The organism is Thiocapsa marina 5811 (assembly GCF_000223985.1).
Classification (GTDB): domain Bacteria; phylum Pseudomonadota; class Gammaproteobacteria; order Chromatiales; family Chromatiaceae; genus Thiocapsa; species Thiocapsa marina.
In genome coordinates, this window is record NZ_AFWV01000001.1 from 328665 (window position 1) to 340110 (window position 11446).

Annotated in this window: 9 protein-coding genes; 6 read left to right on the top strand and 3 right to left on the bottom strand. The window is 64.9% G+C overall.

The window, feature by feature from the left end; all coding sequences use genetic code 11:
* Positions 1-67 precede the first annotated feature (67 nt).
* Positions 68-886 (bottom strand): lysophospholipid acyltransferase family protein, encoded by an 819-nt coding sequence (locus tag THIMADRAFT_RS01485; protein WP_139052648.1) that lies wholly within the window; start codon positions 884-886, stop codon positions 68-70.
* An 81-nt stretch (positions 887-967) separates the two neighbouring features.
* On the opposite strand from THIMADRAFT_RS01485, the gene THIMADRAFT_RS01490 reads away from it, so the two are divergent.
* From THIMADRAFT_RS01490 to THIMADRAFT_RS01500, 3 genes are all read left to right on the top strand, one after another.
* On the top strand, positions 968-1378 hold the full coding sequence (locus tag THIMADRAFT_RS01490; RefSeq protein ID WP_007191173.1) for a hypothetical protein: 411 nt from the start codon (positions 968-970) through the stop codon (positions 1376-1378).
* 177 nt (positions 1379-1555) lie between these two features.
* Positions 1556-2305 (top strand): HesA/MoeB/ThiF family protein, encoded by a 750-nt coding sequence (locus tag THIMADRAFT_RS01495; protein ID WP_007191174.1) that lies wholly within the window; start codon positions 1556-1558, stop codon positions 2303-2305.
* Between the two features lie 255 nt (positions 2306-2560).
* On the top strand, positions 2561-3100 hold the full coding sequence (locus THIMADRAFT_RS01500; RefSeq protein WP_007191175.1) for a hypothetical protein: 540 nt from the start codon (positions 2561-2563) through the stop codon (positions 3098-3100).
* Positions 3101-3133: 33 nt separating this feature from the next.
* On the opposite strand, the gene ubiA is transcribed toward THIMADRAFT_RS01500, so the two are convergent.
* Positions 3134-4045: a 4-hydroxybenzoate octaprenyltransferase gene (gene ubiA, locus THIMADRAFT_RS01505; protein ID WP_007191176.1), complete on the bottom strand. Its 912-nt coding sequence runs from the start codon at positions 4043-4045 to the stop codon at positions 3134-3136.
* 299 nt (positions 4046-4344) lie between these two features.
* On the opposite strand from ubiA, the gene THIMADRAFT_RS01510 reads away from it, so the two are divergent.
* Together THIMADRAFT_RS01510 and mgtE are read left to right on the top strand one after the other, a co-directional pair.
* A complete protein-coding gene (locus THIMADRAFT_RS01510; RefSeq protein WP_007191177.1) occupies positions 4345-5373 on the top strand; it encodes an SUMF1/EgtB/PvdO family nonheme iron enzyme in 1029 nt (342 codons plus the stop codon).
* 241 nt (positions 5374-5614) lie between these two features.
* Positions 5615-7282 (top strand): magnesium transporter, encoded by a 1668-nt coding sequence (gene mgtE / locus THIMADRAFT_RS01515; RefSeq protein ID WP_007191178.1) that lies wholly within the window; start codon positions 5615-5617, stop codon positions 7280-7282.
* A gap of 239 nt (positions 7283-7521) precedes the next feature.
* Here the strand turns inward: mgtE and THIMADRAFT_RS01520 are convergent, their stop codons facing one another.
* Positions 7522-9525 carry a cytochrome c3 family protein gene (locus THIMADRAFT_RS01520; protein WP_007191179.1) on the bottom strand — a complete coding sequence of 668 codons (2004 nt, stop codon included), beginning with the start codon at positions 9523-9525 and terminating at the stop codon, positions 7522-7524.
* 531 nt (positions 9526-10056) lie between these two features.
* Here THIMADRAFT_RS01520 and THIMADRAFT_RS01525 point away from each other — a divergent pair.
* Positions 10057-11445, top strand: coding sequence for an efflux RND transporter periplasmic adaptor subunit (locus THIMADRAFT_RS01525; RefSeq protein WP_007191180.1), 1389 nt, complete (start codon positions 10057-10059; stop codon positions 11443-11445).
* The last annotated feature ends 1 nt before the right edge of the window (position 11446 follow it).

The following is an 11446-nucleotide window of genomic DNA, read 5'->3' on the forward strand; positions in this document are numbered from 1 at the left end:
GCAAGAAGAGGCCGGACCGCTTTGCGGCGATCCGGCCTCTTTCAAATGTGCGGCGACTGCGCGCCCCTCACGGGCGTTCGAGCGTCGTGCGAATCCACTCCTCCGCCTTCTCGGTGACGGCCTTCGGGGTCGCGCCCGCGCAATCGATGGGCTCTCCGACCACAACGCGGATCGTGCCGGGGAAGCGCCACAGCGACCGCGCCGGCCAGCAGTCACCGGCGTTGTGGGCAACCGGAACGACCCGTCGCCCGGCACGACAGGCCAACATGGCACCTCCGGCGTTGAATCGAGCCACCTGACCGGGCGGTTGACGGGTGCCCTCGGGGTAGATGACGACACTGATCCCCTGATCGAGCCGCTCCTGTCCCACCCGCAAGATGGTCTTCAATGCCTGCCCCGGCTGGCCTCGGTCGATTGCGATCGGCCGCAGCAGGACGAGCGCCCAACCGAAGAAAGGCACCCACAGCAGCTCGCGCTTGAGCACCGTCGCCTGAGGGGTGAGAAGCAACTGAAGGTAGAAGGTCTCCCACTGACTTTGGTGATTGGCCAAGACCACCACCGGCTCCCCCCGAGGGAGATTCTCGAGCCCGCTGACCTCGATCTCGACACCGTTGATCCGGCGCAGCAACCGCATGGTCGCTTGCGTCCAGAGGTTGACGAACCGGTAGCGCTGCTCGAAGGTCTGAAAGGGAGCCACGGCGACGGATACGAGGCTGTGAACGATCCCCATCAGGTTGTAGAGAACGAAGAAGAGGATACTGCGCAGCCGGATACCGAGGCCGATCGGACGCGAGACGCGAGCGCCTCGGCCGGATGAGTGCGATCGCTCGGAACTCGGCCCCTGCCGGAGAGCGATATCTGCGTCGGGAAGGTCTCTTTCGGTCATGTGCTGTCCCATGACGGGTTACCCTGGTCCGGCAGGATTCTGCTTTGAGAATTGCGATGCCGCGATTAGCATAAGGATACCATGCACATCTCAGACGCCGACCGCATCAAGTCCCGCGAGATCCCCTTCCAGGAGATCCATCCGGATCCGCATCAGGCGGCGACCGCCGCACGGTTCCTGAAGGATGTGGACGGCATCCTCGACACCGAACCCGTCGCACCGATCCTTCTCAGGGTCAGGTACGACGTGCTCGTCACCCGTCTTCAAGAGATCGAAGAGGCGCTGACCGAGCTGGGCCTCCACATCGACAACCGGCTGATTTTCCGTGTCAAACGCGCACTCTACTACTACACGGAAGACACCTTCCGCGCAAACTGCGGCTGTCCGAACGGCGAGAGCAACTGCACCAAGAAGGTCTTCGCCAAGCGCTACGAGCTGATCGAGCACGGATGTCGGGACGATCGGCCGGAGCATTGGCGGCGGTATTTATAGCCTCCAGCCTCCAGCCTCCAGCATGTGGACCGCGGCCAGCACCCCGATATCCGCCCTCGAGCGAGTTGCACCTGATGCGAGCGAGCTGATCGCTCGGCAGCCTGTCACCGAAGCCAGGCCCGTCGGCGGTATGCTCCGAGCAATGACCAGCCGGGTGCCGGGAGCCGGAGGCTCCGCGTGACCGACGCCGAGCTTCTGCGCTACAGCCGCCAGATCCTGCTGCCCGATTTCGGGATCGAGGGTCAGGAGCGGCTGCGGGCTTCCAGCGTCCTGGTGGTCGGGCTCGGCGGACTGGGCTCGCCCGTCGCCATGTATCTCGCCGCGGCCGGTGTCGGGCGGCTCGTGCTGGCGGATTTCGACGCGGTGGACCTGTCCAACCTCCAGCGACAGATCATCCACACCACCGCGCAGATCGGACGGCCGAAAGCCGAGTCGGCACGCAGCGCGCTCGCCGCCCTTAACCCGGATGTGGAGCTGGTCATCGTTAAACGCAGCCTCGTCGACGAGACGCTGCCGGACATCGTCTCCGACGTCGACCTGGTGCTCGACTGCTGCGACAACTTCCCGACACGCTTTGCCGTCAACGCGGCCTGCGTGGCTGCCGGTGTTCCGCTGGTGAGCGGCGCGGCGATCCGTCTCGAGGGTCAGGTCACAGCCTTCTCCGGCCGACCCGGCGGACCCTGCTACCAGTGTCTCTATCCGCAGGACGGCGGCATCGAAGAAACCTGCTCCGCCAACGGCGTGCTCGCCCCCGTCGTCGGTATTATCGGGAGCATTCAGGCGACCGAGGCGATCAAGATCCTGACCGCGGTGGGCGACCCCCTGTTCGGGCGTCTCCTGCTGCTCGATGCAGCCCTCATGCAATGGCGCAGCCTGCGCTTGCCGTCCGATCCGCAGTGCCCGATTTGTTCCGTCAAGTGCGCCTGAGGAGTTGCCGATGATGCATCCTTCGATGCAGGAATCGGCACCGAAACCGCGTCCCCGCGAAGGGTCATGGACGCATCAAGCCTCGCGCTCACGCGAGCGCGAGCATCTCGCTCTGGACGCGGGTTAAGGTACGGACAGGCGTGCGCCGCTCAGGCAGCCCGAGACCGGCGGAACATCCGAGAACCTCGGTACGCGTCTTCACGGTTCGACGCACCCGATCCTTATAACCAAGCAGTCGAACAGGTCACCCGTCTCATGCGCTTCGATATCAGCCCCGATCAAATCAAAAAGGCCAACATCCCCCACGAGCTGTTTCTGACCAACCTGATCGCCAACCACATCCTGCTCGCGGTCGCGATGGGCGGATTGGCCGGGAGCTTTCCCTGGGTGATGGCCATCATCCCGGCGATCTCCTTCAGCATCCTCGGCTTCACGCTTTGGCGCGCCAAGCGCGGCATCGGCCGCGACGCCTGGTATGTCATGTGTCACTGGCAGGTCTGCGCGAAACGCAGCCGGATCTTTCTGGCGATGCTCAGCCTGCTGCTGACCGCGGTCGTGCTCGGGTGGGTCGGATACACTTACGGAGGGATGATGAAGGAGGCGGTGTGGGCGCTGGTGATCGGCGTCGGTATCCTCCCGGTGATGGCCACCGTGCTCGTCTTGATCATCGTGGAGTCCGATGCCCTGTATCACGCCAACCAGGCCAAGCTGCCGGATTGGGTCGTCGCGCGCTTCCCGAACGCGGAGGCACGGGTGCTCGAGGACGAGCCGCATCTCACCCATCCCGCACCCTGAGCGGCGCGGACGACGCAGAACACTCGCCGCGGATCAGACCACGCCGGCAAAGGCGTAATCGAGCACGATCCCGACGAAGATCGCCATGCCGAAGTAGTTGTTGTTCAGGAAGGCCTTGAAACACGGCGCCGGAGCCCGCTCTCGAATCAGCACCTGTTGATAGAGCGCGAGCCCGGACGCGACCGCCAGAGCGCCGAAGAAGAAAAGCCCGCGTTCGGCGATGAGCCCGATCCAGGCCAACAGGCCCAGCATCAGTACCTGCAGCAGCCCGATGACCAGACGATCCCGCTCGCCGAAGAGGATCGCGGTCGACTTGATCCCGATCTTCAGATCGTCGTCGCGATCGACCATCGCGTACTGGGTGTCGTAGATCAGTGCCCAGATCAGGGTCGCGACAAACAACATCCAAGCGTACCCGGGGATGCCGCCGGTCACGGCCGTGAAGGCCATCGGGATCGCCCACCCGAAGGCCGCACCGAGAAACAACTGGGGCACGTGGGTGAAGCGCTTCATGAAGGGATAGATCAGGGTCAGCAGGGCCGCGACCACCGACAGGGCCACCGTCTGCCAGTTCATGAAAAGCACCAGCCCGAACGCGACGAGAGACAGGATCACGAAGATCGCCACCGCCTCGTGCGGCGAGACCGCCCCGGTCGCCAAAGGCCGTTCGCGGGTGCGCGCAACATGCCCGTCGAAATCCCGGTCGGCGAAATCGTTGATCGCGCATCCGGCGGAGCGCATCAACACGACCCCGAGCACGAAGACCGTGACCACCTGCCAAGGCGGCTGACCGTCACCGGCCAGCCATAAGGCCCAAAGCGCCGGCCACATCAGAAGAAAGATGCCGATCGGCCGGTGCAGACGCACCAGCAACAGGTAGGCATGCAGACGCTCGCGCCAGGACGGCGAACGCCGGCTGCCGGTCTTGACCTCGGGAAAGCTCATATCGCCAATCGTCATCCGGACTGATGTGAAGAACGGTCATCCTAGATCCGGCAGTTGACCGCTTCGTGCCGCATGCAAGGGCTTAACGTCGCTGAGGATTCTGGTCATCCGACGCCTCACCCGCCGGGCCATGGTCGCTACGGCCGGATCTAGGATAATCGCGCCGGATTATCGCACAGGCACAGACGCGAGAAGACGCGCGGTTTAGAATCCGTCCGTCGTGATGCCGCGCAGTCCGGTTCGCCGGCGGTCCACCACCGTGATCAATCCCCCCAACCCGAACACGAGGGATCCATCCCGTGCGCTACTCAACGATCCTGCTCTTGGGCGTGGCTGCGCTCTTGCCCGTACCCGGTGCGACACGCGCCGCGGAGACGACCGGCGCGGTGCGTCTCTTCACCATTCCGGGCGACGCGCAGCTGTTTGTCGACGGCGAGCGCAAAGGCACCTCGCCGAGCACGGCGCAAGAGACCTTCCTGATCCATCTGCCCCCGGGCGAGTACCGCATCGAGGCCCGTCGAGACGGTTTCGACCCCGCCGAGGAAGATGTCTTCGTCGCCGCCGGGACCGAGCAGACCCTGCAGCTCAGCCTCGCCCCGGAGATCGCCATGGTCTCGATCCCCGCCGGCTGCTTCCTGATGGGCAGTCCGCCCGACGAGCCCGAGCGCGACGCCGACGAGGGCCCGCAGCACGAGGTCTGCGTCCCCGCTTTCGAGATCGGTCAGCGCGAAGTCACCTTCGCCGATTGGGACGCCTGCGTCCTTGATCAGGGCTGCACCGAGCATCCATCCGACGAGGGCTGGGGCCGCGGCGATCGCCCCGTGATCAACGTCTCTTGGGACGACATCCAAGAATACCTGCGCTGGCTGAATCGCCTGACCGGCAAGGGCTACCGACTGCCCACCGAGGCGGAATGGGAATACGCCGCACGCGCGGGCACGACAACGCCCTTCAGCACCGGCGCCTGCATCACGACCGATCAGGCGAACTACGACGGCACCTTCGAATACGCCGGCTGCGGTCGTCCCACCGACGTCAATCTGGGCCGCACGGCGCCGACCGGCAGCTATCCAGCCAACCCCTGGGGTCTGCTCGACATGCACGGCAACGTCAACGAGCTGACTCAAGACTGCTGGAACGGCGGATTCGAAGGCGCGCCCGCCGACGGAAGCGCCTGGCTCGACGGGGATTGCACGAAACGGGTCATGCGCAGCGGCTCCTGGTACGGCTATGCCGGCTATATGCGCTCGGCGTACCGGTGCCGCGTCGCTCCCGGCTTCAACCATCGCAGCATCGGATTCCGCATCGCGCGTTCGCCGAGCTCCTGACGGCGACCCGAAACCCGTCTCCCGGACACGAAGCTGCACCCTGTCGTCCTTGCGCTCGAGGACGACATCGCCCGGCAGCGTGGCGGATGCGGTGGCGCCCCCACCCGATCAGCCCCAACCCCGCACGCGTGGCGGTTAAGCGCCCGCGCCAAGGACGGTTGATCCGGTGAGCCCGTTTGCCCCGAAGCGCTCGCCCGTGGTGCTATAGACACAACCTGTAGCTCTGAATCGGATCATTCCAGTGACGTCGGACCAACCGAACGAGAAGGCGGATGTCGTCCGCACCCAGATCGATCTCCTGCGCGAAGCCGTGACGCGTGACAAGCTCAAGCGGACCCGCCGCCTGCTCAAGGCGATGCACCCTGCAAAGATCGCAAGCCTCTTCGAGACGCTGACGCCGGAGCAGCGGGTCATCGCCTGGCATCAGATCGACGAACGGGCCGAGCCGAAGGTGCTGGCCTATCTTCCGGCACGGCTGCGTGCCCGACTCCTGCGAGATCTCGATGCCGAGACGCGGCCGAGCATCGATCTGCCGGCGGACGCCGCGCCCGCCGAGGACGCGGGTCCGGATGACGAGCCGCAAACCCAGCTGCGGGAGGTGCTCGACGCCCTCGCCGAGCACAAGCTCAAGCGCATCGCTCGACTGTTTCGAAAGTTGCATCCGGCGCGCATCGCCGGTCTGCTAGAGTCTTTACCGGCCGCGGAGCGAGCGACGGCCTGGGACATGGTCGACAACGACCGCACCGGAAAGGTGTTGCGCCATCTCCAAGAGGAGGTGCGTCGGCGACTCGCCGCCGAGATGGATCTGGATGATCTGGTCGACGCCGCACGCACCCTCGAGCCCGACGATCTGGTCGATCTCATCCAGGACCTACCCGCGTCGACCGGGCGGCAGATCCTCCAGACCCTGAGCCAACGCGAACGCGAGCGGCTCGAGTCGATGCTGTCCTATCCCGAAGACAGCGCCGGCGGGCTCATGAACATGGACCAGATCGCGGTGCGGGCCAACATCAAGATCGGCACCTTGCTGCGCTATCTGCGTCTGTTCGAGGACCTGCCCCCGAACACGGACAAGATCTTCGTGGTCGACCGCAAGAACATCTATCAGGGGATCCTGAGGGTGCGTCGTGTCCTCACCGCACTGCCCGAGGCGTCGGTCGCCGACCTGATGGAAACGGACTTCGAGCCGGTCCCGGTCGACCAGCCAAGCGGCACGGTCGCCCACCGCTTCGAAGAGCAGGACTTGGTCTCCGCACCCGTGATCGACGAGCATGGCGTTTTACTCGGGCGCATCACCATCGACGATGTGGTCGACGTCATCCGCGAGCAGGCCGAGCACTCGATGATGGGCATGGCCGGACTGAACGAAGAGACCGACATGTTCGCCCCCGTGTGGGCCAGCAGCCGGCGGCGCGCGGTCTGGCTCGGCATCAATCTGGTCACAGCCTTCCTCGCCGCTTGGGTGATCGGAAGGTTCGAGGCCACCTTGGAGCAGGTGGTCGCGCTCGCCGTGCTGATGCCCATCGTCGCCAGCATGGGCGGCATCGCCGGCAGTCAGACCTTGACGCTCGTCATCCGCGGCCTCGCAACCGGGCAGCTCGGCAGCGGGAACACCCGCATCCTCTTGCTGAAGGAGGCCGGCATCGGCTTGCTGAACGGGTTACTCTGGGCCGTGGTCGTGGCGGCCCTGGCGATCCTCTGGTTCGGCAACTGGGCCATCGGCGGCATCATCGGCGTCGCCATTCTTCTGAATCTAATGTGCGCGGCCCTATCCGGCGTCGCCATCCCGCTGCTGATGCGCCGCCTCGGCATCGACCCGGCGCTCGCGGGCGGCGTGGTGCTCACCACGGTGACCGATATCGTCGGCTTCTTCGCCTTTCTGGGGCTTGCAACCTTGATTCTCATTTAACCTCAAAGCCTGTCGGACTTATCCGAGATGATGGCGCACCCCCCGGGGCGACTGGCGCCGCCCACAAGAGACTCCTGCCCGATAAGCCGCTTTCGCGCGATCGGGTTTCCGGTCCCGCCCGATCGATGAGGACCGACCCCTCGATCGGGTCGAGGGTCGAGACTTCGTCGTGACCGCCTATCGGGATCACGACGCGTAACGACTCGCTCTCCCGCTCCGGACATCGCCCGACAGCCCGTTCAGTGACCGCTGAGAACGTCGAAATACCCCTTCAACACCAGCCCTGCCAAGATCAGTCCGATGATGATCATCCAGCCGGTGACCTTGCGCCCGGCCCGGCGAGCCCGTTCGGTCGGCGGCTTGATCAGGAATTTCTCCAGCTCGCCGCTCGCCTCGAGTCGCTCGTACTCGAGCGCATGCTCGTGCTTGAACTCCTCGAGCGGCACGGCGCCGGTCGCCATGACGATGTCCATCGGCCACTTCTCGGGGCGGAAATGGACGTTGAAATAATGCACAGTGAAGAGGAAGACCGCGGCGAGGATCGCCTCCTCGGCATGCACGATGGTCGCGATGTTGAACACCCAGCCCGGCAGGAAGGACGCCGTCACGGTCGGGAACCAGAGCATCAAACCGCTCAAACCGATGATCATCATGCCCCAGAAGGGCGCCCAGTAATCGAACTTCTCCCAATAGGACCAGCGGTCGAACTTGGGCCGCGGGGCCATCCCCAGGAACCATTTGAACATGGCACCGATATCGCGGATGTCCTGCCAATTGGGCACCATCGAGGTCGGACCGAACCACCGGAAGCCCTTGCCGGCCCGCACGATGTTGATGATCACGACGATCAGATGACCGAAGAAGACGGTTGCGAAGGTCACAGCCGCGACACGGTGGATCACTGCGGCGACCTTGGGACCGCCGAGCAGATTCATCACGTACTGCGCCCATGCCTGCTCGGCGAAGAGCACCGCCGTGCCGGTGAGCACCAGGACCATGACGGCAATCGCCAGCACGCCGTGGGCGAGCCGCCAGCCTCCCCCGAAGCGTCTGAAATAGACCTGCGGCGGGTTGTCCGGGTCGGGACGATACCCTTTGCCCTCGCGGCGCTCGCGCCATTCGCGATAGATCCACAACAGCATGTGGGTCCAGAAGAAGAGGAAGACCGCGACGATCAGGAATTCCATGAACCGCGCGGCGATCCACATCTCCGGGTAGTTCTCGAAGTCGTTGGCGTCGCCGTGTGCGTGAAAGCCGAGGAACCCCTCCGGCGCGTCCTCGTGGCACTGGCGGCAGGTCTCCAATCGATTGTTCGGATGCACCTTCGACGCCGGGTCATCGACATCCATGATCCCGTGGCTGCCGTGGCAGTCATAGCACTTCGCGGTGTGCGTATAGCCGAGACGCACCACCTGACCGTGATAGGACTTCTCGTAGGTCTCGACCTGCTTTTGATGGCAGCTCCCGCAGTTCTCGGTGATGGCGAGCTTGACCTTGGTCTGTTCGGGTGAGTCGATGTTGTGCGGGGTATGGCAGTCCGAGCAGATCGCGGAGCCGGCGTTCTGTTTCTCGATGACGGCGGTGCCGTGGACGGACGTCGCGTACGTCTCCTTCTGCTCCTCGTGACAGCGACCGCAGACCTCGTGGATTCGGCCGCGATGCTCGGCGCGTGCCGCGCTCCCCACGGTCCCGATGTTGTGGCCGTCGTGACAGTCGTAGCAGGTCGCGTTGGTCTTGGACTGATCCAGCAGATTGGGCCGCGCATGCACCGAGGCCATGTAGCCGTCGATCTGAGACAGCACCACGTCGAGCCGCCGATACTCGGGATCCGTGCTGCCGTATTGAAGCTCGGCCGACTTGAGATGACAGGCGATACAGCCGATGCTCTTGGGCAACGGCGTCTCGTGAATCGCCTTCTTGACCGTGTTGTGGCAGCCCACGCAGGGTTGCTTGCCGTGCACGCTGTGCTCGAAGCGCTCGCGATCGACAAAGATGTCGATCACGGTGCCGTCGTCGCGCTCCGAGGTCTTCTCGTCCTCGTCGTTGTGGCACTTCAGGCAGCGCGCGTTGGGGATCGACGGAAGATCCAGCGCCTCGGCGAGGGTCGGGGGCTTTTCGGCCGGCGGCGAATCCGACCCGCCGTTGTCGTCGCTCGCAGCCCCGGCGCGTCCGGCCGAGAGCAACAGGCCGAGCACAAGCACGATGGAGAACCAAATGTGACGGTTGCGCGATCTAGGGGACATCGATGTCCTCGCCGAAACAGGTTGAGATCAAGTGACCGCGATGCGTGAAAACGCTGCGGTCCTCCTGCTGCGGGGCGCGGTGCTGCATTGGCCCGGTCGATGCCGCCGGGATCAGGAATCGACAGGCGCGTTTATACCACCGCCCGCGCCGCTCCGACAGAGGCGCATGCCTTGATTCATGAGGCAGACACCAGGTTCGGCGGCAGCCGTCGAGCCCCTGCACGCTTCTCGATCCGGTCACATTCCCGGCGCGATTCGCGGCCAATCAAGCGCCACTCGCCGGGCGCTGCACTGTACAATCGCACCCACCGCGAGTTGCATCGTGCGGCCGTTCGAGGCCGCGACTCAGGGAGCGCCATGATCGATCGCAATGCCGTCGCCGTGCCGAAGGATCGACCGTTTCGGACGTGTCTTGCTCGCGATCCGGTATCGGATAACCCTCCCTATCGCCTTTTCCCGAATCCGCCGCCACGTCTCCTCGACGAGGATGCCGGCGCATACCCCCCGTGCCCCGAGGAGAGACCTCGCCCCATGACAACGCCCCACGCACCTAAACCCTCTCGGCTTGCCGCCTCGTTGGCCGGCAGCCTGTTGGCCCTCGCGCTCGGAGCACCGGCCTTGGCCGAGAAGGCACCGGCCGGGGACAAGACCCCTCCCCCGCCGGCGGTCGTCGTCGCCGCGGTGGAGTCCCGGCTCGTCGACCACCAGGGGCGATTCATCGGGACGATCCAGGCCATCCAGCAGGTCAATGTGCAAGCCCGCGTGGAGGGCTTTCTGGATCAGGTCGCGTTCGATCAAGGCTTTATGGTGAAGGCGGGGCAACTTCTGTATCAGATCGACCAGGCACCCTTCCAAGCCAAGCTGGACGCGGCAAAGGCCCAGCTGGCCTCGGCGGTCGCGGACTCGGCCAGTGCAAAGGCAGACCTGCTGGACGCCCAGGCGCAGTTCGAGCGCTTCGCCGCCCTGGTCAAGAAAGGCGATACCTCCCAGGCCCAGTTCGACCGATCCCGGGCGCAGCGCGACATGGCGCAGGCGAACGTGGACAAGGCCCAAGCCGCCGAGCTTCAGGCAAAAGCCGACATCCAAACCGCCCAGATCAACCTCGGCTACACGACCATTACCAGCCCGATCCAGGGGCGCATCGGGGCGACCAACTACACCGTCGGCAATCTGGTCGGACCGAGCAGCAAGACCCTCTCGACCGTCGTTCAGCTCGATCCGATCCGTGCCGTCTTCTCCATCCCGAGCGCGGACTTCGTGCGCGTGACGGAGCAGGCCGGCAAGCCCGGTGCAAGCCTCCAGGACTACGTGCCCGAGCTGCTCCTTCCGACCGGCGCGACCTATGCCGAGAAGGGCCGGCTCGCCTTCGTCGACAACCAAGTCAATGCCAGCACGGGTTCGGTCGCGATCTATGCGGATTTCCCCAACCCGAACGGGGTGCTGCTCCCCGGACAGTTCATCACGGCGATCATCCACACCGCCGAGCAGAAGCGCCAACCGGTGATTCCGGCCGGTGCGGTCATCCAGACCAAGGACGGGCAACAGGTCTATGTCGTCGGCAAGGACAACCGTGTCGCCCTGCGCACCATCAAGACAAGCGGCCAGGTCGGTACCGACTTCGCCGTCAGCGCAGGATTAAAGGAGGGCGAGATCGTCGTCGTCTCCGGCATCCAGAAGATCAAACCCGGAATGGTGGTGACGCCGACGCAAGCCGACGCGACCGGTGCAAAGGCCACAGGAGCGAACGCAACGACGCCTGCCGCAGCGGCAAGCGATAAGACCGCGGAGCCCACCGACCCACCGAGCAAGAGCGGATCGGCACCGGCTCAGCCGCCGGCTGCAGGCGAGACTAGCGAGCCCGAGCACGAGGGGGCAGACGATAGCGCCGCCGATCGCGCCACACCGGCAACGGAGCGCTGAG